The 24,909-nt window shown below is 55.1% G+C and carries 26 protein-coding genes; 7 read left to right on the top strand and 19 right to left on the bottom strand.

Translation table 11 applies throughout. The features are described 5' to 3' along the window. Positions 1-159 precede the first annotated feature (159 nt). Together SD961_RS06165 and ftnA are read left to right on the top strand one after the other, a co-directional pair. Positions 160-1,062, top strand: a complete 903-nt coding sequence (locus SD961_RS06165; protein ID WP_318789520.1) for a sugar-binding transcriptional regulator — start codon at positions 160-162, stop codon at positions 1,060-1,062. A 285-nt stretch (positions 1,063-1,347) separates the two neighbouring features. Beyond that, positions 1,348-1,857 (top strand): non-heme ferritin, encoded by a 510-nt coding sequence (ftnA, locus tag SD961_RS06160; protein ID WP_318789519.1) that lies wholly within the window; start codon positions 1,348-1,350, stop codon positions 1,855-1,857. 162 nt (positions 1,858-2,019) lie between these two features. On the opposite strand, the gene SD961_RS06155 is transcribed toward ftnA, so the two are convergent. From SD961_RS06155 to SD961_RS06135, 5 genes are all read right to left on the bottom strand, one after another. After that, on the bottom strand, positions 2,020-3,321 hold the full coding sequence (locus tag SD961_RS06155; RefSeq protein ID WP_318789518.1) for a c-type cytochrome: 1,302 nt from the start codon (positions 3,319-3,321) through the stop codon (positions 2,020-2,022). Positions 3,322-3,335: 14 nt separating this feature from the next. Beyond that, a complete protein-coding gene (locus SD961_RS06150; protein WP_318789516.1) occupies positions 3,336-5,114 on the bottom strand; it encodes a GMC family oxidoreductase in 1,779 nt (592 codons plus the stop codon). 2 nt (positions 5,115-5,116) lie between these two features. Next, on the bottom strand, positions 5,117-5,845 hold the full coding sequence (locus SD961_RS06145) for a gluconate 2-dehydrogenase subunit 3 family protein (RefSeq protein WP_318789515.1): 729 nt from the start codon (positions 5,843-5,845) through the stop codon (positions 5,117-5,119). A 360-nt stretch (positions 5,846-6,205) separates the two neighbouring features. Continuing rightward, on the bottom strand, positions 6,206-6,706 hold the full coding sequence (locus tag SD961_RS06140; protein ID WP_318789514.1) for a GNAT family N-acetyltransferase: 501 nt from the start codon (positions 6,704-6,706) through the stop codon (positions 6,206-6,208). Between the two features lie 65 nt (positions 6,707-6,771). Next, complete coding sequence (locus tag SD961_RS06135) at positions 6,772-7,722, bottom strand: LysR family transcriptional regulator (protein ID WP_318789513.1); 951 nt, start codon at positions 7,720-7,722, stop codon at positions 6,772-6,774. Positions 7,723-7,992: 270 nt separating this feature from the next. Here SD961_RS06135 and SD961_RS06130 point away from each other — a divergent pair, with 270 nt between their 5' ends. From SD961_RS06130 to abgT, 3 genes are all read left to right on the top strand, one after another. After that, the gene (locus tag SD961_RS06130; protein WP_318789512.1) at positions 7,993-9,309 is read left to right on the top strand and encodes an amidohydrolase; all 1,317 of its coding nucleotides are present in this window, start codon (positions 7,993-7,995) and stop codon (positions 9,307-9,309) included. Beyond that, on the top strand, positions 9,309-10,757 hold the full coding sequence (locus SD961_RS06125; protein ID WP_318789511.1) for a M20 family metallopeptidase: 1,449 nt from the start codon (positions 9,309-9,311) through the stop codon (positions 10,755-10,757). Before SD961_RS06130 ends, SD961_RS06125 begins: the two co-directional genes overlap by 1 nt. An 87-nt stretch (positions 10,758-10,844) precedes the next feature. Beyond that, a complete protein-coding gene (gene abgT, locus SD961_RS06120; protein ID WP_318789510.1) occupies positions 10,845-12,374 on the top strand; it encodes a p-aminobenzoyl-glutamate transporter in 1,530 nt (509 codons plus the stop codon). Positions 12,375-12,408: 34 nt separating this feature from the next. Here the strand turns inward: abgT and SD961_RS06115 are convergent, their stop codons facing one another. Then, positions 12,409-13,680: a phosphatase PAP2 family protein gene (locus SD961_RS06115; protein WP_318789509.1), complete on the bottom strand. Its 1,272-nt coding sequence runs from the start codon at positions 13,678-13,680 to the stop codon at positions 12,409-12,411. Between the two features lie 400 nt (positions 13,681-14,080). Here SD961_RS06115 and SD961_RS06110 point away from each other — a divergent pair, with 400 nt between their 5' ends. Continuing rightward, positions 14,081-15,019 carry a LysR family transcriptional regulator gene (locus tag SD961_RS06110; protein WP_318789508.1) on the top strand — a complete coding sequence of 313 codons (939 nt, stop codon included), beginning with the start codon at positions 14,081-14,083 and terminating at the stop codon, positions 15,017-15,019. Here SD961_RS06110 and mdcH read toward each other — a convergent pair. From mdcH to mdcA, 8 genes are all read right to left on the bottom strand, one after another. Further along, the gene (gene mdcH, locus SD961_RS06105; RefSeq protein ID WP_318789507.1) at positions 14,994-15,899 is read right to left on the bottom strand and encodes a malonate decarboxylase subunit epsilon; all 906 of its coding nucleotides are present in this window, start codon (positions 15,897-15,899) and stop codon (positions 14,994-14,996) included. The two genes, SD961_RS06110 and mdcH, sit on opposite strands and share 26 nt — an antisense overlap. 130 nt (positions 15,900-16,029) lie before the next feature. Further along, a complete protein-coding gene (locus SD961_RS06100) occupies positions 16,030-16,644 on the bottom strand; it encodes a malonate decarboxylase holo-ACP synthase (protein ID WP_318789506.1) in 615 nt (204 codons plus the stop codon). A gap of 1 nt (position 16,645) precedes the next feature. Continuing rightward, a complete protein-coding gene (locus tag SD961_RS06095; protein ID WP_318789505.1) occupies positions 16,646-17,605 on the bottom strand; it encodes an AEC family transporter in 960 nt (319 codons plus the stop codon). A 133-nt stretch (positions 17,606-17,738) separates the two neighbouring features. Continuing rightward, entirely contained in the window at positions 17,739-18,539 is an 801-nt protein-coding gene (mdcE, locus tag SD961_RS06090) for a biotin-independent malonate decarboxylase subunit gamma (RefSeq protein ID WP_318789503.1), read from the bottom strand. Continuing rightward, positions 18,539-19,372, bottom strand: a complete 834-nt coding sequence (locus SD961_RS06085; protein WP_318789502.1) for a biotin-independent malonate decarboxylase subunit beta — start codon at positions 19,370-19,372, stop codon at positions 18,539-18,541. Before SD961_RS06085 ends, mdcE begins: the two co-directional genes overlap by 1 nt. Further along, positions 19,365-19,664, bottom strand: a complete 300-nt coding sequence (mdcC, locus tag SD961_RS06080; RefSeq protein ID WP_318789501.1) for a malonate decarboxylase acyl carrier protein — start codon at positions 19,662-19,664, stop codon at positions 19,365-19,367. Before mdcC ends, SD961_RS06085 begins: the two co-directional genes overlap by 8 nt. A gap of 9 nt (positions 19,665-19,673) precedes the next feature. After that, positions 19,674-20,534, bottom strand: a complete 861-nt coding sequence (locus SD961_RS06075; RefSeq protein ID WP_318789500.1) for a triphosphoribosyl-dephospho-CoA synthase — start codon at positions 20,532-20,534, stop codon at positions 19,674-19,676. Next, the gene (gene mdcA, locus SD961_RS06070; protein WP_318789499.1) at positions 20,534-22,189 is read right to left on the bottom strand and encodes a malonate decarboxylase subunit alpha; all 1,656 of its coding nucleotides are present in this window, start codon (positions 22,187-22,189) and stop codon (positions 20,534-20,536) included. The genes SD961_RS06075 and mdcA overlap by 1 nt, the downstream gene beginning before the upstream one ends. Before the next feature lie 389 nt (positions 22,190-22,578). Between mdcA and SD961_RS06065 the strand changes: the two genes are divergently transcribed. After that, positions 22,579-22,824, top strand: coding sequence for an antitermination protein (locus SD961_RS06065; protein WP_318789498.1), 246 nt, complete (start codon positions 22,579-22,581; stop codon positions 22,822-22,824). A gap of 78 nt (positions 22,825-22,902) precedes the next feature. On the opposite strand, the gene SD961_RS06060 is transcribed toward SD961_RS06065, so the two are convergent. The 5 genes from SD961_RS06060 to SD961_RS06040 all read right to left on the bottom strand — a co-directional run bounded on the left by SD961_RS06060 (position 22,903) and on the right by SD961_RS06040 (position 24,816). After that, positions 22,903-23,298, bottom strand: coding sequence for a hypothetical protein (locus SD961_RS06060; RefSeq protein WP_318789784.1), 396 nt, complete (start codon positions 23,296-23,298; stop codon positions 22,903-22,905). Then, complete coding sequence (locus SD961_RS06055; protein ID WP_318789497.1) at positions 23,276-23,428, bottom strand: hypothetical protein; 153 nt, start codon at positions 23,426-23,428, stop codon at positions 23,276-23,278. The genes SD961_RS06060 and SD961_RS06055 overlap by 23 nt, the downstream gene beginning before the upstream one ends. A 77-nt stretch (positions 23,429-23,505) precedes the next feature. After that, on the bottom strand, positions 23,506-23,934 hold the full coding sequence (locus SD961_RS06050) for a hypothetical protein (RefSeq protein WP_318789496.1): 429 nt from the start codon (positions 23,932-23,934) through the stop codon (positions 23,506-23,508). Continuing rightward, a complete protein-coding gene (locus SD961_RS06045) occupies positions 23,912-24,328 on the bottom strand; it encodes a polymorphic toxin type 44 domain-containing protein (protein ID WP_318789494.1) in 417 nt (138 codons plus the stop codon). The genes SD961_RS06050 and SD961_RS06045 overlap by 23 nt, the downstream gene beginning before the upstream one ends. Further along, complete coding sequence (locus SD961_RS06040) at positions 24,325-24,816, bottom strand: Hcp family type VI secretion system effector (RefSeq protein WP_318789493.1); 492 nt, start codon at positions 24,814-24,816, stop codon at positions 24,325-24,327. The genes SD961_RS06045 and SD961_RS06040 overlap by 4 nt, the downstream gene beginning before the upstream one ends. Positions 24,817-24,909 lie beyond the last annotated feature (93 nt).

Here is a 24,909-nt window from a genome sequence, read left to right as displayed (position 1 = left end):
TCCTGTCAGGGTTTTTGCCGGGTATACGCATTGCAATTTAACGGGTGGTGCGCAATAATTCCCCAATCGATGAAGTGAGTGTAATACATTGCAGAAAGGAATTTCAAGCTGAAAGAACCTCTTTTACAAGACGCCGCGACCACGCGGGCGATGATGCATATGGTGGCAAAGTTGCACTATCAGTCAGATATGGCTCAGGTGGACATTGCTAAAAAGCTGGGCGTCTCCACCGCCACCATTTCGCGACTGCTCAATAAAGCCCGAGCCGCCGGGATTGTGCGGATTGAAGTCGTTGAGCTGACCTCTCCTGAAGAGATCACTGCCGATCTTATCCAGCGTCTGGGGCTGAAAAATGCTGCCGTGGTAGAGCCGCCGCCCACCAACGTACTTGGTTCATTAGCCACGCCGCTGGCGGGTTTACTGCAACAGGCAGGACTGACGGCGGGTTCCGTGGTGGGCATAGGATGGGGCCGGGCCGTGCGGGAAGTGACCATGAACGGTTTACCAAAAATTCCCGGCGTGCTTACGGTAGCCCTGAATGGCGGAATGCAGCAGGCGGCGGCTCATTTTCAAATCAACGAATTCGTCCGTCAGGCCGCAGAACAGCTGGCGGGAACCCCGCATTTCCTGCATGCGCCCTATATCTCTTCGCCGATGCTGCGCGAAGCCTTTCTGGCCGATCCAGGCGTGCAGCAAATTATTTCACTGTGGGATAATCTGGATGTAGCGATTGTCGGGGTTGGGTTAACCCACCATATTCCTGCGCCAACCGAAACCACCACCGCCACGGCGGATGAACAGGCACTGAGTCAGGCGGCTGGCGATGTATTGCGCCATTACGTGACGGAAAGTGGTGAGATCCTGCACTGGGAAGGCGAGGAGCGGATGATTGCCGCCTCACCGGCGCAGTTACGCCATGCCAAACTCACTATCGGTGTGGCGGCCACGCCGGAAAAAGCGGCAGGTATTATCGGCGCCGTGCGCTCAGGGATGATCAATTCTCTTGTTACCGATGTGAAAACTGCGCAGGCTATTCTCGATCGTCTGATGATGGAATCGTGATATTTTCCCTTACTGAGTAAGGGAATAACTATTTTTACTCTTTTTACAGAGCGAGTCTCATTTATTTTCCCGCAGCAAATAACAATAAGAATGGTTATCAAAACCATTTGGCTAATGGAATAAGTAACATTCATCATGAAATAATTATCACTTAAGTTTCATAATGTTATGAGCTTAAAATAATAAGATAATAATTCCAACAAACGGTTTTTATTTCCGCAACAGACGTGCATAATGCGCACAATTACTCTGTTAAATTTATTACCCTTGCCTGATGGAGCCACTATGCTGACTGCCGATATGATCGCTAAACTGAATGACCAGTTAAACCTTGAGTTTTATTCTGCCAATCTTTATTTACAGATGAGCGCCTGGTGTGCGGATAAAGGGTTTGAAGGGGCTGCGGCCTTCATGCATGAGCACTCTGTGGAAGAGATGCAGCATATGCAGCGTCTGTTCAACTACCTGAGCGACACCGGTGCCATGCCGGTGCTGGGCAGCATTGCTGCACCGCCAGTGACGTTTAACTCGCTGAATGAAGTGCTGGAACAGGCTTATGAGCATGAGAAGCTGATCACCGGCAAAATCAACGAACTGGCTCACGCGGCGATGACCACGCAGGACTACTCTACCTTCAACTTCCTGCAGTGGTATGTTTCCGAGCAGCATGAAGAAGAGAAGCTGTTTAAATCGGTGCTGGATAAACTGGCGCTGGTTGGCTCCGGTGGCCAGGGCATGTTCTTTGTGGATAAAGATCTGATGAAGATGAGCAACACCAGCAACCCAGAGGCTTAAGGATTTCGCTTGCTTCCCTGCCTGACAGAGTCAGGCAGGAAACACAGCCAAAGCTGAACAGAAAAAAGGAGGCTTGCGCCTCCTTTTTACATGGTCATTATCATGATATTTAAAGCATATTCCCGCGCTTTCCCCGCCGCTGTTCTCTGACCTTTTTACCGCCTACTTCTGAGGCTTACGCTGCTTATCAGGATCTTTACGCTCAACGGTCGAGACGTTTTTACGCAGTTCCTTCACCTGTTCGGCTTTTACCGCCGATGCGTTATTTCCCCAACTGCCGCGCACGAAAGTGGCTAAATCCGCAACCTGCTGGTCGTCCAGACGCCATGCAAAGTCAGGCATGGTTAAGCCTGTGACGGCCCCGTGCGTCACGGCCGCTTTCCCACCGCGCAGCACGATGCTGATCAGCGAGGAGGGATCATCGCTCAGCAGAGCCGGGTTTTGTGCCAGCGAAGGAAACGCATTGCTGTAGCCTTTACCATCGGTGCGGTGACAGGCGGCGCAGTTATCCATATAGAGCTGCGCGCCCGGCCTGCTCATCTCCCCCTTAACCAGCGCGGTCCGGGTACTGTTATCCTGTTGAGGGGCAGCAGCCTGAGGATCGGAAGGCTTTATGCTTTTCAGATAGAGCGCCATCGCATTGAGATCCTCCTCGCTGAGATGCTGGGTACTGTGCTCAATCACGTCGGTCATGGAGCCAAAGGCCGCTGTGTCAGCCGTCCAGCCAGTTTTCAGGAAGCTGACGATATCCTTCTGCGACCAGCTTCCAATTCCCTCTTTCTGATTACCGGTGAGATCTGGCGCATGCCATCCTTCCAGCGTACCGCCAGTCAGATAAGCGGCGTCGTGCTGATCCAGCGCTTTTTCCTGGAAGCCAATACCGCGCGGCGTGTGGCAGGTTCCGCAGTGCTCCAGCCCCTGAATCAGATAGGCGCCACGATTCCATTGCGCACTCTGCCCCTTATCCGGTTTGAATCGCTCCTCGTCATGAAACGCCCAGTTCCAGACAATCAGCGGCCAGCGCATGCTTAACGGCCAGGGAATATCGCTGTCACGATCGGCCTGCTTAACGGCGGGGACTTCCTGCATAAAATAGTCATACAGCGCGTGCATATCCTCATCACTGATTTTAGAAAATGAGGTATACGGCATCGCGGGATAGAGTTGATGCCCATCTTTCGCCACGCCGCCCCGCACCGCTTCAGCGAAATCGTCATAGCTGTAGTCTCCTATGCCGGTCTGCTTATCTGGCGTGATGTTGGTAGAGTAGATGGCACCTACTGGCGTCAGCATTTTCAACCCACCTGCAAAATCTGCGCCCCCCGCTGCGGTATGACAAGCGGCGCAGTCGCCAGCCATAGCAAGATAATGCCCTTTGCTTATCGGCGCTTCTGCCGCTGAAGCCGCCGCAGAGGCCAGGCCCGCTAACAGTAAAGAGGTTAACCATCCGGTTTGTTTGATCATGTTTCTCTTCCCTGTTATGCCTGAACCAGCGGTCCGGGGTTAGCCAGATACTGGGTACGAATGGCGTTAGCGGCAAACAGCGCCGTCGCGCCGACAATCCCGGTCGGGTTATAGGCCAGATTTTGTGGGAAACAGCACGCTCCCAGTACAAAGACATTTGGCACATCCCAACTCTGCAGGTATTTATTCACCACGCTGTTTTTCGGGTTATCACCCATGATCGCCCCGCCGGTGGTATGCGTGGACTGATAGGGCCGCACGTCATAATGCGCATCCATTCCCTTGAAGCCGAGCTGATAACGATCGGGCGCCATCGCTTTGACGATCCCTTCCGCCTTTCCTTTGATAAAGTTGGTCATCTTGAGTTCATTCTGTTGCCAGTCAAAGGTCATCCGCAGCAGAGGCTGGCCGTGTACGTCCCGATAGGTGGGGTCCAGATCGAGGTAGCACTGTTTGTAAGGCATCACCGAGCCGGACGATCCCACGCCCATGGTATGCAGATAGTGATCTTTTATGGACTGCTTCCAGCCCGATCCCCAGCGAGGCGCCTCTTTTGGCGTACTCATCTGCTGAACAGGACGGCCACCGGTTGTCGTCGCGGATATGGTGGCACCACCGACAAAACCCAGGCTGCCATGGTCAAAGTTTTCCGCGTTGAAATCGTCCATAAACACGCCCGTTGCGCCCGAGGCGGCAAACGGATTGAAGACCTTGTCCTTGTTATAAAACAGTGTGATACCGCCGTTCATTTGATAAGCGTAATTTTTCCCTACCACGCCTTCTCCGGTCATCGGATCGTAAGGTTTGCCAATTTTAGAGAGCAGAAGCAGACGGACGTTATTCAGCTGGAAGGTGCTCAGTACAACAATCGATGCGGGCTGCTCGATCTCCTGGCCCTGTGCGTCAATATAGGTCACGCCGGTCGCCTTCTTCCCGTCAGAGTCAGTATTGACCCGAATAACCTGCGCCTGAGTGCGTAACTCAAAATTGTTAAACTGGCCCAGCGCCGGAAGCACTGTGGTTTGCGGTGAAGCTTTCGAATAGTTAAAGCAGCCGAAGCGCTCACAGAAACCGCAATAATTACAAACCCCTAACGCCACACCGTAGGGGTTGGTATAGGACTCGGTACAGATGGCCGCAGGCATGGTAAAAGGGTGGTATCCCAGCGTTTCGGCAGCCTGCGCGAAGAGTTCGCCACCGTACTGGCGCTTCTGCACCTTGGTGGGATAAGGATTCTGGCGCGGTGCTTCAAAGGGATTACCGCCCGCCACTTTTTCACCCTGGAGGTTTCCGGCATTGCCGGAGGTGCCGCAGATCTTCTCAAACTTATCGAAGAAAGGCTCCATCTCTGCGTAGGTAAAGGGATAATCCTGCACGGTCATATCCTGTGGGATAAAACTTTCCCCGTAGCGCTCAATAACCGTGCTGCGCATTTTCAGATCCGCTTCAAGCGGTCGCCACAGCATACCGTTCCAGTGCACGCCCGCTCCGCCCACGCCATCGCCAGGCAGGAAGGAACCAAAGCGGCGGTAAGGCATGGCTGTATCTGCCGTGGCATGACGAACCGTTACCGTCTCCCGGGCTGCATTCTGAAATAGCTTCAGCCGGATGCCGTAAGTCAGCTCATCTGCGTTACGCGGATAGGCAAAATCGGGGTAGGTATCACGCTGTTCGCCACGTTCAAGCGCGAGGATCTTCAGTCCGCTGTTCGCCAGCTCCATCGCCATCAGGGAGCCGGTCCAGCCGAAACCGACGATCACCATATCGACGGGATCTTTTTTTATTGCTGCCATGATTAAACGCTCCGTTTGCCTGAAATACTTACCGGTCCCAGCGGATAAGGCTGGTTGGGTCGATCCATTTGATCCTGGAAGTCGGCGCGCGCGCCGGGGAAGCCGATCATTTTCCAGGAGGCCAGCGTTTGATTACCGCCATGCATCGGGTCGGCAAGGTAGCCTTCTTTGGTATTTTCCAGCAGCTGTTCAAAGAACAGCTTGCCCGGCACGTTTTCAAAGGTTAGTTTGCCGCCCTCCAGATCATGCAGGATCGTTTCCTGCTGCTCACTGCTCAGGTCGGCAAAGATCTTCTGAAACTGCTGCTGGCAGTGCTGATTAATCGCCCTGATCCCCTGACGATATGTTTCCCGTGGCACAAGGCTGGACTGATAGCCCAGTTCCGCAACGGCACTGGCAAACGGTGGGTGCATATACCACAGATGGCCATAGCCATAGGGCAATTCCATCTGCTTATCGATATAGACCGGAACGCCTTCACTGACCGCGCCGGGGCCATTGCTGTCGGTGGGGATCAACCGATCGCAGGCGGCAAGAATAAAGCGCCATTCATCATTGTTGAAAAAGGTGGGAACATACTGGCTTGAGACACCCTGCGAGGTAGCTTCGGCAGCAGGTGTGGTAAAAGCGATTACGCTGCTGCCCCCGGCGGCGGCGAGCGGGATCAGCGACAGGGTTTTCTGCAGGAAACGCCTGCGTGCAGGCACCTGCTGGTCTGACTTTTTTTCCATGACGACATTTCCACTGAAAGCGCACCAGAAGTGGCCTGGCACAATAGTTACATTAGTAATAGTTTTAAGGCTAACGATTAGCCGCTTATAAAATATACGTTAATAGTTTTTCGTAAAAGTTATAATGAGGTTAATAATGTTAACAAATATTTCTTGTATGGTAGTTTACCCATTTTTGTTTTAATACTTAATCGATTCAACACAATGAAATTTAAGTCTATTTCAAAAATGGGCTATTTATGCATTTCTGCTATATCAGTTTTTTTAAATTACAAGGCGGTAACATGCTGAAGAAGAGCCGGGAAGGAAAAGTGGGGAGAAAGTGGGCGACGTCAGGCCACCCGCAGGCGGCCTGCACAACTATTTTGGCATAGCGAGGCGGTAAAATTTACTGTCTACCGCCATCAGCGGAAAGGCTTCTGGCAGGCTGGTTATGCTGACTTCCCGGAAGCCGTTTTTCTCGTAAAAACGGTGCGCGGCGAGAAACTTATCGGTGGTGCCCAGCCAGATGGACGCCAGTTTGCGCTGGCTGGCATGGCCCAGCAGCGTGTTAAGTAACGCATTCGCCACCCCCTGGGATTTACCCCGGAAATCGCCTGCCACAAACATTTTGCGCAGAGCGGCCTGCTGCTGCCCGATATCTTTTAGCCCAATGCAGCCCACTACTCTGTCGCCCGCCAGAGCCAGCCAGAAATCGCCCATGCCGCGCTGGTAAAACGCTTCTATCTCATTAAGATCTGGCTGCTGTTGGGCGGTGATAGCGATGCCGAACTCCTGGGTCTGGATCGGCAGGATCAGATCCACGACTCCCTGATGAAAACGGGGTTGATAGCGATGAAGTGACACGGTTTGCGTCATCATGCCTGCTCTCTTGCTGAGGGGGTGATAAAAAATACTGTATCACGTAATTACGCAAAATTTACGCCTCATTTTGCCAATCTCCTCTCCACCGGTAACGGCTCCTCCAGCGGGAATTTTACGCCCTGGCAATGCATACGAAACAGTCTGGCAAGATGCGCGCCCATTGGGGTCAATGTCGTATCCTTGCGCTGAATCAGATAAAAGGTGGCCCTGGGTAATTTCTCCTTGATCGCCAGCGGGACCAGCTGATTCCCGAGAACAGGATCTGAGATAACATCCAGCGACAGGATGCTGACAAAGTCGCTTTGCGCCACCAGGCTGGTGCAAGCCATAAAGGTTTCACAGGTGACGCTGATAGAGGGAGCCATTCCCATCTCGGTGAACAGCTCGTGTAATAAGCGGTAGTAACTCCCTTTAGGCGTCGGCATGGTCCAGTCGCAGTGCTGCAAATCTGCCAGCGACGTAGCGTGTTCGCAGGGATGCCCTTTGCGCACCACTACCCGGTATTCACGATCCATCAGCCGTTCGTAGCTCAGCTCATTATCCAGATGGCTTTGGTAATAGGTATTGATGGTGAAGTCCAGTTCGCCCTGGCGCAGTTCCGGGATCATCGACACCAGCTGCCCTTCCACTATTCTGACCTTTACTTTAGGGTACTGGCGATGAAACTGAGTTATCACCTGCGGCATAATCGTGCGTGCAATACTGCCGCCCACGCCGATATTTACCGTTCCGCCAGCCTGGCCCAGGCGCTGCTGAATATCCTCCTGAGCGACCCGTAACTCCTCCAGAATCAGGCTGGCGTGCTGGAAGAAGTTATCCCCTACATCCGTCAGCACGACGCCCTGCCTGCGGCGGATAAACAGCCGCGCACCAAGGACTTCCTCCAGTTCCTGAATCGATTTTGTTAAGGCGGGCTGCGATAAACTGGACGCCCGGGCAGCAGCGCGAATACTGCCTTCCCGGGTGACATCAACAAAAGCACGAAGCTGATGGAGCTTTATGGAAGCAGGCATAAATCCTCTGGCTGAGTGATAACCACTGTTTATCAGTGAAAAGATATTGGCATCTTCTTACCCTTGCCGTCACTGTGTAGAGTCAAAAAAAAGAGAGTTTTTTATCCGGCTTTTCGTCAGGCCATTTGTTCCCCAAAGCAGCATCGTACTGACTGATTACGGCGCGCCAGTTGCCGTATTACAACCCAGAACACGTTTTTACATCCCTGATAAATTTCGGGCCTGTTTCGCTGCCTGCGAAATTTATCCTGTCATTCCGAGGAAGAGAAAATGGATCAAGCTGTTGCCGATTTTGTCCGTGAAATCACCCCTGCTCTGCAAGAGCGACGCCGTGACTTGCATAAATTTGCCGAATCGGGCTGGCTGGAATTCCGCACCGCTACGCTGGTGGCAGAAGAACTTCACCGGCTGGGCTATCCCCTGAAGCTGGGCCGCGAGGTGATTGATGCAAAAAGCCGTATGGGTTTGCCCTCTGCGGAAGTGCTGGCACAACAGGAACAGCGTGCGCTGAGCCAGGGTGCGTTACCGCAATGGCTGTCACATTTTTCCGGCGGATTTTGTGGCGTCGTCGCCACGCTGGAAACGGGCCGTCCCGGTCCGGTCATGGCATTTCGTGTGGATATGGATGCTCTTGATGTGGTCGAGTTGCAGGCACCGGAGCACCGCCCTTTTGCCGAAGGGTTCGCTTCCTGCAACGAAGGTATGATGCATGCCTGCGGTCATGACGGGCATACCACGATTGGCCTGGGCCTGGCGCAGGTCCTCAAGCAGTTTGAGTCACGCCTGACAGGGACGATCAAACTGATCTTCCAGCCTGCCGAAGAGGGCACGCGCGGCGCTAAATCGATGGTGGCAGCAGGCGTGCTTGATGACGTCGATTTCTTTACTGCTATCCACATTGGCACCGGCGTTCCGCCGGGGGAACTGGTCTGTGGAAACGACAGCTTTATGGCGACCACCAAGCTGGATGTCACCTTTCGCGGCGTGGCCTCGCATGCGGGAGCCCGTCCCGAAGAGGGCAGCAACGCTCTTCTTGCCGCCGCCCAGGCTACGCTGGCGCTGCACACGCTGCCACAGCACAGCGCCGGCAGTTCACGCATTAACGTAGGCGTTTTGCAGGCGGGAACAGGGCGGAATGTCGTTGCCGATCGCGCTTTTATGAAGGTCGAGACCCGGGGTGCGACCAACGAAATCAACGACTTTATCTACCAGAAAGCCCTTCAGGCGCTGGCTGGCGCCGCTGCGATGTATGGCGTTCAGCACGAGATCGCGCTAATGGGCGCAGCCCGCAGCAGCCAGCCCACGCAGCCCTGGGTCAACTTTATTCGTCAGCAGGCCGGTAGTATTCCAGAACTTACTTCTCTGGTAGATAAGCGGGAGCAGGCCGCCGGTTCGGAAGATGCCACCTACATGATGGAACGGGTTAAAGAGCTGGGCGGACAAGCTTCCTACATCATTTTTGGCACGGAATTAAGTGCTGGCCACCACAACGAGAAGTTTGATTTCAATGAGCAGGTAATGGCAACAGCGATAAAAACGCTGGCGGCGCTCGCCTTTAACATTCAGGACTACCGGGAGGAGGGATAATGTCTGCCGGGTTCAGCGCCTTTGTGGCGCACTACATTGAGCAGCACCAGGCCCACTTCACTGCCCTGAGCGATGCTATCTGGGATCATCCCGAAACGCGGTTCACTGAAACCTTTGCTGCCAACCTGCTGGCAAACGCGATGGAAGAAGAGGGCTTCACGGTTGAGCGCGGCGTTGCTGATATACAAACGGCGTTTATTGCCAGCTTCGGCAACGGCAAGCCGGTGATTGCCCTGCTGGGTGAATATGATGCCTTAGCGGGGTTAAGCCAGCAGGCAGGATGCGCCGCCCCTGAACCGCTGGTTGAGAATGGCAACGGTCACGGCTGCGGCCACAACCTGCTTGGTACTGCCGCGCTGGCCGCAGCCTTTGCCGTAAAAGCCTGGATGCAGCAGCAGGCGCTGCCGGGCACCGTGCGCTTTTATGGTTGCCCTGGCGAGGAAGGCGGCTCCGGCAAAACCTTTATGGTACGCGAAGGGCTGTTTGATGAGGCCGATGCTGCCCTGACCTGGCATCCGGAAGCCTTCAGCGGCATGTTCAATACCAGCACGCTGGCGAATATTCAGGCTGCGTTTCACTTTAAAGGCGTTGCCGCCCACGCCGCAAATTCCCCGCACCTTGGCCGCAGCGCGCTGGATGCGGTGACGTTGATGAACACTGGTGCCAACTTCCTGCGGGAACATATCGTGCAGGAAGCACGGTTGCACTATGCGGTGACCAATGCCGGAGGAAGCTCACCCAATGTGGTGCAGGCGGATGCCGAAGTGCTCTATCTGATCCGTGCGCCTCAGCTCGATCAGGCGCAGGAGATTTACCAGCGGACGATCAATATTGCCAAAGGCGCGGCGCTGATGACCGACACCACGATGAGCGTGCGCTTTGATAAAGCCTGCTCCAACTATGTGCCTAACCGGGCGCTGGAAAAGGTGATGTATGGCTATCTCTGCGAATACGGTATTCCCGAGTACACCTCCCGCGAACGCCAGTATGCCTGCGAAATACGCCAGACGCTGAGTAAGGAGGATCTTGAAAACGCCGGACTCAATATTGCCCGCACCGGCGGCCAGGCGGGAAAAGCCTGGGTCGCGGCGCTGGGTGAAAGTGTGCTGATGGAGGAAGTCGCCCCCTATTGTGAATCCGGTGAGGTGATGTATGGCTCTACCGACGTGGGCGATGTCAGTTGGGTAACTCCCACCGCACAATGCTTCACACCTTGCTTTGCCCTGGGTACGCCGTTGCATACCTGGCAACTGGTGGCGCAGGGTCGTACCTCTGTTGCCCATAAAGGCATGTCTCTTGCAGGAAAAATTCTGGCCGCAACCGCGATTGCGCTTTTAAGCGATCGCACCTTGTTAGATCAGGCTCAACAGGAGTTTCGCCTGGTTCGTGAAAAACAACCGTATCACTGCCCGATCCCGGCAGGGGTAACCCCTTCGCCGCTGGCTTAGCACCGTCGTCAGACCCGGAGGCTGGGCAAGATCCCAGCCCTAAAATTATAAGCATAAGCAAACACAACCAAGAGCAGAGGGTAATGCATGAGTGAAGCAACCAGTCCGGGAAAAAGCCCGGGCAAGATTTTTTACTGGATTGAGCGCGTCGGCAATAAAATTCCCAATCCGTTTCTGCTGTTCGTTTATCTGATCGTTGTGCTGATGGTAGCAACCGCCCTGCTCTCCTGGCTGAATGTCTCGGTAAAGAATCCGGCCAATGGCGAGTTGATCCAGGTAAAGAATCTCCTCAGCGTGGCGGGGATCCAGTGGATCCTGCCGAATATCATCAAAAACTTCAGCGGGTTTGCGCCGCTGGGATCGATCCTCGCGCTGATGATCGGTGCCGGGCTGGCGGAGAAGGTAGGCCTGCTGCAGGCGCTGATGCATAAAATGGCGTCTTTTGTCAGCGCCCGTTATGCCAGCTACATGGTGCTGTTCATCGCCTTCTTCAGCCATATCTCCTCGGATGCGGCGTTGGTGGTGATGCCGCCGTTGGGCGCGCTGATGTTTATTGCCGTTAATCGCCACCCGGTTGCTGGCCTGCTGGCCGCTATCGCCGGGGTAGCTTCCGGTTTTACGGCCAACCTGCTGATTGTCACTACCGACGTACTGCTCTCCGGCATCAGTAGCGAGGCGGCGAAAGCGGTCAGCGACACGGTGCATGTCAGCGTGGTAGATAACTGGTTCTTTATGGCCTCTTCCGTGGTGGTGCTGACGATAGCGGGCGGCCTGTTAACCGACAAATTTGTTGAGCCGCGCCTGCCGGCCTGGCGAGGCAACGGTGAAGAGAAGCTGGCAAAGCTAACGCCGTTACAAAACCGTGGGCTGCTGATGAGCGGCCTGGCAGGGCTGATTTTTGTCGGCCTGGTGGCGCTGCTGGTGATACCTGAAGGTGCTCCGCTGCGCCAGCCTGGCACCGGCTCGATCATTCCCTCGCCGTTTATTCAGGGCATTGTGCCGCTGATCATTCTGTTCTTTTTTGCGGTAGCCATTACCTACGGCATAGTGACAAAACAGATCCAGCGTCCGGATGACGTTCCGCATCAGCTGATTGAGCCAATGAAGAGCATGGCGGGCTTTATTGTAATGGTCTTCCCGCTGTCGCAATTTGTGGCGTTCTTCAACTGGAGCAATATGGGGAAATTTATGGCGGTGGGCCTGACGGATATTCTTGAATCCGCAGGGATGACCGGCGCACCTGCGTTTATCGGGCTGATGTTCCTCTCGGCGTTTCTCTGTATGTTTATCGCCAGCGGGTCTGCTATCTGGTCGATTCTGGCCCCGATATTTGTGCCGATGTTTATGCTGCTGGGCTTCCATCCCGCTTTCGCCCAGATGATCTTCCGTATTGCAGACTCCTCGGTGCTGCCGCTGGCCCCGATGTCCCCTTTCCTGCCGCTGTTCCTCGGTTTCCTGCAGCGTTACCGTAAAGATGCCCAACTGGGCACCTATTACATGCTGATCATGCCCTATCCGCTGGTGTTCTTCAGCGTCTGGATCCTGCTGCTGCTGGCTTGGTATGCACTGGGCCTGCCGATTGGCCCCGGCGTCTGGCCGGGGATGCCTGCGCAATAATGACTCAAAGGGCGACGAAAATCGCCCTGAAAACTTATCGCTGTGCCGCCGTTACCGCATCGTGCAGGTTCAGGCGCTGCCAGAAGTTTTGCTCTGGCGTGGTGCCGGAGAGCGGGTAACCACCCGCAAGCGCAGTAGATACCATCAGCTGACGGCGCTGTGCATCGGTCAGTTCAGGCAGAGGCCCCTTCAGCAACACTTCTGCCCCTTCCGGCACGACTAGCGGCGAATAACCCGCTTTCTGCTGCGGCAAAGTATAGGTCAGGGTAAAGCGGTAGAAAGTTTTCATCTCTGGCGAGGTGTAAGGATCGGCAGCACCGGCAGGTTCGGCACAAACTTCCAGTGAAGTCCCACACTCTTTCGCCAGCGCCTGACGCAGCTGATCGCGGGCTTCAATAAACAAGCCTCGGTATTTCGCGTCGTTGAGATAGTGCGCCACGTTACGCTGCGCCACCATCCGCGAGCCGATCAGATCGATGGGGTAATGCACTCCCAGCACCATCCGCGAATAGCCATAGCGAGCCGCACGGTCGATTAAAGGAACAAATCGCTCTGGCACCATTTCCCCCAGCAGCAGCGCATCGGTATAGGCCGTGTTAGTGTGACCGCTTGGATAAGAGCCTTCGCTTGCCCGGTAAGGCTGGCTGTCTTTGACAATGGCCGTATCCGGCACGAAGTGGATTGTGTTGCCGTCGATCAGGAAAGGACGTGGATTATTGAAATGCTTTTTTGCGGCGCTGGTGCTGACTTCACTGGCTTTAATCAGCGCGGCAGCCTTACCTATTTCCCCCTTGTTATAAGCATTCAGGAACGCCCGGCCCAGCTTTGGACCCAGCGCGTCGGCAAGAAAAAAGAGATGGTCCTGACCTTCAGCGTCAATCAGGGCCTGCGTGCGCTGCCCTTGAGTCGCGTTCAGGTTGATGTTTTCCACCGTTTTCAGGCTGGCCTCAATCGTGCTTTTCGGCAGCGCCGGGAAAGCTCTTAATAGCGCTATGCCAGCCTGCTGATTCTCTTTCTTCCTAAAGTCATAGCCGCTCTCTTTCAGCCACTTCTTATCCGCCAGCTTTTTGCTCTGCCTGCTCTCTTCCAGCTGGTCACGCGTCAGGGTTGCCGCATCGCCTTTCAGGGCGTCGATCAACGACTGCTGGATCGCCGCGTCAAAGGTTACAAAGTCTGCGCTGTCGCTGGCAGGCGTGGTGCTGTCAGCAAGCGCGCGGATGCTTTCGAAACCAGGCGTCGCAGGTTTAGCCTGGGCCAGCTGGCTTAACATCAGGGCGGCAGCCAGCAGGGAGTAACGATAACGCATTGTCGTTCCTTATAAAATTGAGGGAGATGAAGCGAGCTGAAGCTATGCTGGAAGAGAAGTATGACAGAAATGTGGCAAAGCATACTTTGTTACCAAATGCAGGCCAAAGAGAACTAAAAAGTGATTTCCCGATGCCCGATAAGCGGCGCCGAAGAGTGGTCAGTGAGTTGGCGGACTTCATGCTCCGCAAGCAATAAATTTGCGCGTGTAGTCTCCCGTCCGGGCAGTTGGTCACGGTAATGACCTTACCCTGTGCAGATGACAATGCGCGGCGGGCGACGCGAGTTGATCTGGGTTACACATTCGTGAGGTTTGCCTCCCTTCCGCATCAATGCGTTATCCCCAGACGGGCTAACGGGCTACTATTCTTGCTGGTTCAGGTAACGCACAGGTCAGAACGATGAAAATTGACGCGGATATTACTTTTCGCAAGCTGGATATTTTTATGGCCTTTATGCAGCGTGGCAACATTGCCCGCACCGCCGAGGCGCTGGGGATCAGCAGCGTGAGCGTGCATCGCGCCCTGCACACGCTGGAAGAGAACGTACGCTGTCCGCTGTTTATCCATCAGGGGCGCAACCTGGTTCCGCTACCCGCCGCGCATACGCTGTGTGAATACAGTCAGGAAGTCACGGGTTTGATGGTGCGGGGAATAGAAGAGACGCGCAAAACGGCAGGAGTGGGCCAGGGCCGGTTACGGCTGGGTACCCTCTATTCGCTGACGCTGGAAACCATTCCTCAACTGATTATGGGGATGAAAATACGCCGCCCCGATCTGGAGCTGGATTTAATGATGGGTTCCAACCAGGCGCTGCTGGGTAAACTTGAGGAGGGCTTTCTGGACGCCATTTTGATTTCACAGACTGACAGTGAAATTGACCTTAACCGTTTCGTTGCTCTGCCGCTGTTTGAAGATGATATTTTCCTGGCTGCACCTGCCTCGTCGGGTTTTGATACCTCTCATCCCGCCGATCTGCGGGACTTTCGTCAGCAGAAGTTCGTTGCGCTGGCTGAGGGGTTTGCCACCTATCACGGCTTTAAAGAGGCATTTAATATCGCCGGATTCGAGCCGGATATTGTGATGCGGGTAAACGATATTTTTTCCATGTTGAGTCTGGTGCAGGCGGGCGTGGGGCTGACGTTAATCCCCGGCAGGATGAAACGGGTGTATGAGAATTCGGTACAGTTGCTGAACCTTGCGCCGCCCTATCAGATGCGGCAAACGCTGGCGATTGTATTTGAACGTAACCGCGAGCGCGATCCGAATCTGCTGGCCCTGGCGGCAGAGGGCAGAATGTACAGCCGCCAGCGGACTAGCGCTGGTTTCGGAGTCGCTTAGCCAGCGCCAGCGCCAGGTCACTTCCGCCCTGTTCCAGCGACAGGGCTTCTCCCTCGCTGAAGGCCTGCCGGGTCAATCCGGTCAGCACCGCGCCGGGCGGCATTTCTATTGCCAGACGAACTTCACGTTCATTGGCCGCAATCATCGCTTCGTGCCAGCGTACGGTGCGTGACATATTAAAGGCGAGATCGTCGGCTATCTGTTCCGGCTGCCACACTACCCTGCCGCTGCTGCCGCTCAGATAAGCCGTACGTGGGCGGGAGAGCGTGATGCTTTGAAACGCTTCTGCCAGCTTCTCCGCAGGCCTGGCAAGCAGCGCACAATGGGAAGGCACGCTTACCGCCAGGCGGTGTGCTTTCTGCGCACCGGCACTCAGCGCTTTTTCGGCCACCCGCTGCATAGCGGCATCGCTACCGGCAATCACCAGCTGCTGTTCGGCATTGATGTTGGCGATCCAGCTTTGCTCATCCAGCAGCGGCTCCAGCTGGCTCAACGTCAGGCCGATAATCGCCGTCAGGCCGTAGCCGTGAGGGTAAGCCTGCTCCATCAGCTCACCGCGTAAAGAGACCAGCCGCAACGCATCCTCAAACTTCAACGCCCCGGCAATCACCGCCGCAGGATAAGCGCCAATCGACAGGCCACAGGTCATGTCCGGAAACAATCCCCGATCCTGTAATGCACGTGCATATGCCACGCCCGCAATCAGCAGGCACAGCTGCACGGCGCGGGTATGACGCAGGGCTTCGACGCTGTCCAGCGCTGCCGCCTGTTCGCCCAGTACCTCACTGGCGTGGCGTAAAATTTCATCCCCTGCCGGAAGCTGTTGCAGCATTCCTGCGCGCTGCGGTCCCTGGCCGGGAAAAGTGAGCAAAATTTTCATCCGCAGTTTCTCCGTGGTTGAGCCTTTAGCGGCATCTTCAGGCTGTTCACGCGGCGCTTAAATAAGCACCGGCTTGTTCATGCTGCTTATTCAACGCTGCGCAGCAGTTCCGGCTTCACCGACAGCCGGGTTATCCGGCGCTCCAGGGCTGTGCCGTCAGACGAGGCCCAAGGTTCGTTTTCAGCATCACCCTTTCCTCACGCAGCCATTCCGCCAGCGCAAAAGCGCCCTGCGGCGTCTCTACCTGGGTATCTACCCGACAGGATAATTGCTGGGTGAACTGTTGCCAGCGCATCAACTCCTGCTCCGCAACGGGTAGATCGCAACGCAGAACCAGATCGAGATCGCTTGCGGCGTGCATCACCGGCACCTCGGTCGCCAGCGCATAGCCCACGCTGCCGGTAATGCCCCACGGCCAGCCCCAGCGCTGCTGCGCAAGCTGGATAGCGGCCTGTACCGGCGGCAGGGAGACAAAGGGCGAACGTAGCAGAAGCTCACTCTCGCTAAGTGACTCCGGCGTTACGCAGCGGCGCACCGCATCCGCTGAAACCCAGGCTGCCGCGCGCTGGTCGCGGCGTAACCCCCGGATACCCACCGGAATTCTCCCTCCAGCATCCCAGTCCCGACGCACCACCAGCGGCAAGGCTGAACGCCACTGGCTGCTGACCCATTCAGGCAGCTCGCCCTGCAGGTCATTAGCGCTGGCAAGCCAGACCAGATCGTGCGCACGGAGGGAGAAAACCATCTTACATTCCTGAAGTTAACGAGATAAACAGCGGTAAAGTAATGATACACAATACTGAACTGATCAGCAGAGCCGCTTCCGCATCTGGCGACGAGACGCCAAAACGGTTGCCAAACACCACCCCAAAGAAACCGGCTGACAGCGCAATCATCAGAATGGCGGTAATCGCTATCTGACCATGCAGGCCAAGTACCAGCACCAGCCCCCAGGCGATTAACGGCTGAATCAGCAGTTTGGTCAGGCTGGCTACCACTACCGCTCTGTTCATTTTCAACTGACGCGCCGACAGAATAAGCCCGGTCAGGAACAGCGCCGCCGCGGTGGCAGCCAGACCCAGAGGTTTGATGGTAGAGAGCAGCAGTTCAGGCATACGAATACCCAGCGCTGAAAGCACCACGCCCAGCAGCGGTCCCCAGACAATAGGCTTGGTCACCGAACGCCACATCAGCACCGGCAGCATCGCCAGGCTCGATTTGTGTTCACCACCCGCCGCCAGCGCCTTTTCACGCTCCAGAATCAGCAAACAGAACGGCGTCATCAGTACCGATCCGCAGGCGATAGAGACCGCTACGGAGAGTGACGTCCCGGAGCTTTCCCCCAGAACGCTACCCAGGATCGGCAGGCCCAGTGCAGCATAGTTCGGCAGGGCAACCGTCAGCGTCAGCACTGCGGCATCCTGCGGTGACTTGTGGAACACTTTAATGCATAAAAAATAAAACGCGGCATACGCCACCCACATCGACAGCACCAGCACCACAATCAGCGGTGACTGGCCGACAATCCCGGCCCAGGGCGTCTGGACGGTAGCGGTAAACAGCGCCGCCGGTAGCGCAAAATCCATGACAAAAATATTGAGTAGAGACACATTTTTATTGTCCACCATCTTCGCTTTACCGGCATAAAAGCCCAGCAGCATAATGACGAAGATTGGTGCCAGAGCATGTACTATTACGTATGTCATAACATCACCTGTAAAAGTTGGGAGAAGCACAGGCGCGATGATTATTATTTTTTCAGGCTGGTGTTGCAGAGCACGCAACGGCGTGCTCAAAACGCGGCCTTGCAGGTTTGTCTTGTCAGTGTTTGAACACGCGCTACCAGGCGGCGCGCATTTTCTCGCGTACCAGCGCAGAGCTGTGACGATTTTGCGCTTTTAACCGATCTTTCAGACCCGGCTCCTGGCGGGCAGTGCTGACAGCTTCCGCCAGCGTCTGTTCAACGGTGGCAAGGTCGTCGACGGAAGGCGCATCCGGATTGCTGATCTCCAGCAGACTTTCCAGCAGCCCCAGCGAATGATAATTCGCAATGTCGTAGGCCATAGGTGGAATGGTTTCTGCCAGTTTTTCCAGCGACTCGACGCTGCGCAGCGTGATACGTGCCGCCGCCTCTTTGCCCATCGCATGGATCATCACGCCGGGATCGTTAAAGGCGATCAGTCGGTTTGCCTGATAGCCGTGAGCCAAAAACGCCCCCGACATCGCTTTACCCACAATCAGCCCAATCACCGGATGGCCTGCCAGGCGAGCGTTGGCATAAGCCGCTGCCGCTGCCGCCAGCGCCTGGTGGATGCCGAACGCTTCCTCGCGGCGGCCATAGGCCTGGCTTGGGACGTCGATAACCGCCACGATTGCGCGTTTCCGGGGCTGGTCTGCATCTTCCGCCACGGTTTCACTGACCACTTTTCCCAGCGTCCAGCCTTCCAGCAGGCCCACCTCGCCTCTGGCGGCTCGTGGGTAGTGGTTCTGCGCGTCGGGGATAACTGCCACAAAGCGCGCTGGCTGGCCGTTAATTTCACCGTCGGCCACCTGAACTGAAGGACAAAGTCCGCTCAGGCGAGGTGCATTGTGGGTAAGCAGGGCGAGCCACTGCTCACCACGGCTGATTTTCTGGCTCATTACTGATCCTCCCGGGCAAATAGCGCCCTGATTTGTTCGCTGTCGGCCTGTTTTAAAGTGTCGAACTGGCTCAGGCGTGACAAAAAGTCCTCATATTTGTCCGTGCGATGCTGTGCCGGAACGCCTCTGGCGATGGCTGCATTCATCGCCTGCTTCACCGCCTGCTGCCCATCGTCCACCAGCGCGTCAACCAGCCCGCTTTGATAACGGACTTCACCGCCGGTCATGCTCCAGATAAATGGCCGGTCGCGGGAGTCATACTCTTCAATGCCCGCTTCCTGCTCAATCACCTGCGGGCCATTCAGCCCCAGCCGCGCTTCACGTGTGACGATCAGATAGCTGCAAAGCGCGGCTGCAATCGACATACCGCCAAAGCAGCCCACGGTGCCCGCCACAATGCCAATAACTGGGGTATAGCGACGAAGATCGACAATCGCAGCATGAATGTCGGCAATCGCGGCCAGACCAAGATTGGCTTCCTGCAGACGAACGCCGCCGGTTTCCAGACAGAGCACAGCCTGAGTGGGGATGCCATTACGGTTATCTTCTGCCGCCAGCTCCAGCGCGGCGGCCATTTTGGCCCCGGAGACTTCGCCCATGCTGCCGCCCTGAAACGCCCCTTCAATCGCCACAACCACGGCGGGTTGTCCGTTAATGGTGCCTTTCGCCACCACCATGCCGTCATCGGACTGCGGCACGATGCCCTGCGGGCCGAGCCACGGAGAGATAATCCCGGCAAAGGGGTCCAGCAGTTCGCGGTAGCTGCCCTCATCAAGCAATAATTTCGCGCGCTGGCGGGCTTTCAGTTCAATAAAGCTGCTGTCGTTACGCATCAGCCACCTCCTCAAATACCTGCTCAATGCGGATACGGGCCACGCCCGGCGTGGCGCCAAAATCGTGAATGGTCATCTGCCCGGCCGGCAGCTCACCAAATTCAGCCAGACGGTTGAAAAGAGCCTGCCAGCGTGCCTGACTGTTATCGACGGAAGTGGTCAGCGTGACGGTCAGCTGCTGGCTGCCATCGGCAACAAACAGCACTTCCATATCCCCGGAGCCAACCACGCCCGCCAGCGCTTTACCGCTGAGCTGGCGCGAAGCCGGGAGGGAAATTGTGATCTGTTCCATAACGTCCTCTTAAAAAGTGAGATCGCCTAAACGGTCTGTAAATAGGGTAGCGGCCAGCAGGTCGGCTGCGCCGCCGGGTGAAGCGTTGCGCGCCAGCATCTCTGCATCCAGCCAGCGGAGCGCCTGCTCTCCGGCAGGAGACTTTGTGCCTCCGGCGGCCAGTACGGCTCTTGCGCCCTGCTGCATCGTGCGCAGACCCGCTTCACCCGCGCGGGAAAGCACGCAGGTATCGCTGAGCGAGCTCATGATCGCCATCAGCGCATCCAGTTGGGCCTGCGTCTCGCTGGCGCCTTCCCGGCGGCTCTGCTGCAACTGCGGCAAGGCAAGCTGCATAACATGCGGAAAGCCCTGCTGCGCCTCTTCACGCGCGCCCGGCACCCGATAGCGCTGGGTAGCCCGTAAGCCTTTGCTGAACATTTTTGGCGCGGCGGCATCGGGAAGGCTGGCAAGCTGCGCCGCCTTTTCTGCTACTCGTGCCGGCTCGCGCTCGCCTGCCAGCATCGCGCAAGCGCTGACCAGCAGCCCCATCGCCCAAATCGCGCCACGGTGCGTGTTTACGCCGCCGGTCGCCTGCATCATCGCCTGCTCGCCTTCACGTCCAAGCCTGCCGACCAGCTGCCGCAGCGCAACATCCGCCGGACGGTTCCAGCAGTGCAGCGCCAGCGCGTAAAAGGTATGGGTCAGGCTGTGGGCAGAACGCTCCATCAGCGCCAGCGACAGGTCCAGATGCGCCCCGTTGCCGCGGCTGTCGACCAGCCCTGGTTTTGGACTGAGGCGCGCCTCGTCAATCAGGCAGCGGGTAGCCAGAGCCGCCAGTTTTTCAGCTTTCAGCTCGATGCCAGCCTGCGAAAACTGCGGTTGTCTGCTCATTACCAGCTCCGGAATTTCGCTGGCGGGTTATAGAGACCGCCAGACCATTCGACCAGATCAGCCACGCTGCCTGCTGCCAGCAGGGAACGGCTGGCTTCGGTGCGGCGGATACCCAGGTCTTCCGGGAAGGCGACTTTGCCTTCACGACGCAGCTGCGCCACGCGCTTAGCATCCACGCCCAGTCCGATATCGGTGATCCCGGCCACGGCGGCGACCATTGCCCGACGCTCTTCCAGCGTTTTCGCCCGGTAGAGATAGGCAATGCCCTCCTCCGTCAGCACATGGGTGACGTCATCGCCATAAATCATCACCGGCGCCAGCGGCATACCGGAGGCTTTCGCCACGTCCACGGCTTCGAGTTTCTCTACAAAGGTCGGTTTAGCCCCTGCCTGGAAGGTTTCTACCATCTGCACCACCAGCTTGCGACCACGCGCCAGCGGATCCGGCTCGTTGATCATCGCCAGCCATGCAGGCGTTGCATGACGGCGACCGTGCGGATCGTGGCCCATATTTGGCGCACCGCCGAAGCCAGATAAACGGCCACGGGTAACGGTTGAGGAGTTCGCCGATCCATCTACCTGCAAGGTGGAACCAATAAACATATCTACCGCGTACTGGCCTGCCATCTGGCAGAAGGCGCGGTTGGAACGCATGGAGCCATCAGCACCGGTAAAGAAGATATCAGGGCGGGCGGAAACATATTTCTCCATTCCCAGTTCGCCGCCGAAGCAGTGCACGCTCTCGACCCAGCCGCTTTCAATGGCAGGGATCAGCGTCGGGTGCGGATTCAGCGTCCAGTGTTTACAGATTTTGCCTTTCAGCCCTAACTGTTCGCCGTAAGTTGGCAGCAGCAGCTCAATGGCGGCGGTGTTAAAACCGATACCATGATTCAGTGACTGCACCTGATGCTCGGCGTAGATGCCTTTGATTGCCAGCATCGCCATCAGCACATGCTCTTGTTTGATCAGGCGGGGATCGCGGGTAAACAGCGGTTCGATAAAGAAGGGTTTATCCGCCACCACCACAAAGTCGATCCAGGAGCCGGGAATATCCACACGGGGAAGATCGCACTCCTCGTCTACCAGTTCATTCACCTGAGCAATAACGATGCCGTCATGAAACGCAGCGGCTTCAACCAGCGCTGGCGTATCTTCGGTGCTTGCGCCGGTATAGAGGTTGCCTTTGCGGTCAGCTTTGAAACCGGCAATCAGCGCCACGTTAGGGGCCAGATCCACATACAGGCGAGAGTAGAGTTCGATGTAGGTATGGATCGCACCGATCTCCAGCAGGCCATCTTCCAGTAGCTGCGAGATACGCAGGCTTTGCGTGCCGGAGAAGGAGAAGTCGAGCTTGCGGGCGATGCCCTTTTCAAAAATATCCAGGTGTTCGCTGCGGCCCACGCTTGGCATGATCATATGCAGATCGTGGATAACAGCCGGGCTGACCTCAGCCAGCGAGCGCGAAAGGAAATCGGCCTGCTTCTGATTGTTGCCTTCCATTACCACGCGGTCGCCAGGGGCGATCAGTTTTTCGAGCATAGCCACCAGATCGTCAGTCGGCAGCACTTTGCCGCTGAGGCCCAGGGAGTCGATACGACGCCGTTTTTCGCTGCGGCGGCTGTCCCAGGCTCGGGTGGACGAGTGTCCAGATAACATAGTTGCCTCCAGTAAGGTCCCTGATTTGTCATAAGGGTCTGGTTAGTGAGTCTGAGCTTCAGGCGGGTTTGCATCAATAAAGCGGGGGATGAGAACGTTAGCCTTAGAGTAATGAAATAAATAAGAACTTATTTTTCAGTGATTTAAATTATTGTCAGGCGGAACAGGATCGCAAAAGCCGTCAGCTATCTATGCTTTCCTGTATCAGATAAGCGGGTAAAGAAGTACGCGTTGTCACAAGGCGACCGCTCTAAAGCTCCCCTTAAGCGAGGCAACCTGATGATAGCGTCCCTGCCGATGTACCCCTTCACGCCGCAGGATAGTGAAGCTTTCTGGCAGAAGGTGCGGGCTGCTCTGCCCGCTCGGGCAATACCTGACAAACCGGGCAAGTGCGTAATCTGGCGGAATCAGCACGGCAGGGCGCATCGGTAGATAAAGAATGTGCTCGGTGTTCTGGTAGGGGATTCAGGCGCATATCAACTACACGCGCATTCAGGGCGGTAAAATTGCTGGTGCCGGATCTGCATGAGCGCACCTGGAATCGCAACTGGAAACCGTTTTTCGAGAAACTGGTGACTAAGTGCGAGATAGAGGAGAACCATGCTGATGCTGAGTTCAGGAGGGTTACGTGTTGACATGAATGAATTAGATTTCCGGGGCTACATTCGCTGAAAACCAGCAAAATCTGGTGTCAGGATTATAGCCCCGAATATCTAAAATGGTGATGCATTCAGGTATATCGTAGTTGAGTAGCTCGCCCCATTATTAAAACGGTATACAGCCCCGTGCACGGTCAGGTGAATAGCCCCGTCATTTATTTCAACATTAGTGCATGCATCGGATGTTGATAAAAATGGTTGATATTTATCACCTATATTATTCAGGAAATCACTTCTGGTGATTTCTGGTGGTACCAGGTAAAACTGGTAAACAAAATTTGTCGTAGCACCTGCGCTCCCCTCAGTGATATATAACGTTATCCGCGAATTGACTTTCTCAACTTTGTAAACGGTTTGCTCGATAGGAGAAGTAATCACTTTCCACGCACCGTAAAAAGAAATTATGAGCAGAGCCAGCACTACCCACTTAAAAACCCGAACGTTTCGCATAATCTATTCCAGCTCTTATCCATGTCTGGTCCTGAGGATCATCACCGTAAGAGTTAGGGCCCTGATAATCAGCAAACTCGGGCAGGCTCGTACCTGCAATAATTTGCGCAGCGCCTGCAGCACGAAGCAAAATCAGATCGGGGATACCCGCAGCCTCCTCAACAGCTCCAGACTTGAAGTTTTAAAGTCAGCGTATATGGCCCATTATCAAAACGGTGTGACTGTGAGATAGACGGGAACTGAATAAATTAGTCCATTTTTCATGATCCCGGGCGAACTGTAAAAAGAATAAACTTCACCCTTTACAGAAACATATATAGCCTGATTCTCGACTTTTTTCAGAGCATGGCGGTCGGATGTGATTAAAAAAGGATGGGATTTTCCGTTCAGGCTTTGATTAAACGCTGCATCACTCTTACTGGCGTCAAATAGATAAAGTCGATATGAGAAAGCTGTAGTGGCGCCGGCATTCACTTCCGTGACATAAAGGTTTATCAGATTATTGACTTTTACTTTGTTAATAACAGACTGTCCAACCGGCGAAAACTGAGTGATCCGGTAAGTCACGAAACTAACGATAAAAAAAAGCATTGCCAACAGAACATACCGCTTTTTAAAAACCAGCACGTTTCGCATATTCAATCCCTGCTCTTATCCAGTATTGGTCGTTTGGATCATCACCAAATGGACTGGAACCATACCAAAAACCATACTCCAGTTTGGAATTACCAGCACTGCGCTGAGCCCACCCGGCAGCTCTCAGTAAAACAGGCTCTGAAATTTGAGCAGCATGACCGACTGCACCGTAATGGAAATTACCGAAATTTTCATATTTTTTGCCGCAATGAAATTTATAATCCCAAGGTCCATGCAATCTGACCTGATTATAGAACCAGTAATAAGTCAGCGCTGATGGGCCACTGTGGAATCTTGCTATCATCATGTTATTAACCAGGGAAACCCCTGGCGGTGTAAACGAGGCGATATCATAGGGTGGATGCGGAGAAGCCGCTAAAGTAGGGTATCTCATGCCTGGGCTCTCTCATTCCAGCTATCGGAAAATAAGATATTGCCGTCGCAATATTTCCAGGAGATCTTTTCGTACGCCAGTTCAACGCATTCCAGATGATTATGCTTTTCTTTTTCCGGGTCTTTGGTGTCGTGCATTATCGGTGAAACGCCAACGATTTTGACGCCCTCGAGCAGGATATTAAAATATTCCTCCTCCTGGCCTGCGTTGTTGATGTTATACCACTTGAATTCCGCTGAAGTCAGCGTCTGTCCCGTTGCCACTGCCTTATAAAGGTAAGGGGAGGATGAATCGAATTCTTTCTGAATTATTGCCGGGCCATGTTTTCGGGTGCCTGTTGGTTTGCCGGTCATGGGATCTGTAGGGAGCCTTAGATTATGAGAGAAACCAGTCACTTCTATGCTGCCCTCCCTGTTCTCCACGTCTACGGAGCCTCTGATATGCGCACCGCCATCACCCTTAAGCCACAGATACGCTGGAATAGCCATGTTATTTCCTTATTGTGTTTGCTGGTTAAAAATTCCTTTTAGTTTGATAAATAACAAGAGCACGTGACGTTTTACCAGTACGAGAATACAAAG

This window comes from Erwinia sp. MMLR14_017, assembly GCF_033657285.1.
GTDB lineage: Bacteria > Pseudomonadota > Gammaproteobacteria > Enterobacterales > Enterobacteriaceae > Erwinia.
This window is presented reverse-complemented; position numbering and strand designations above follow the sequence as displayed.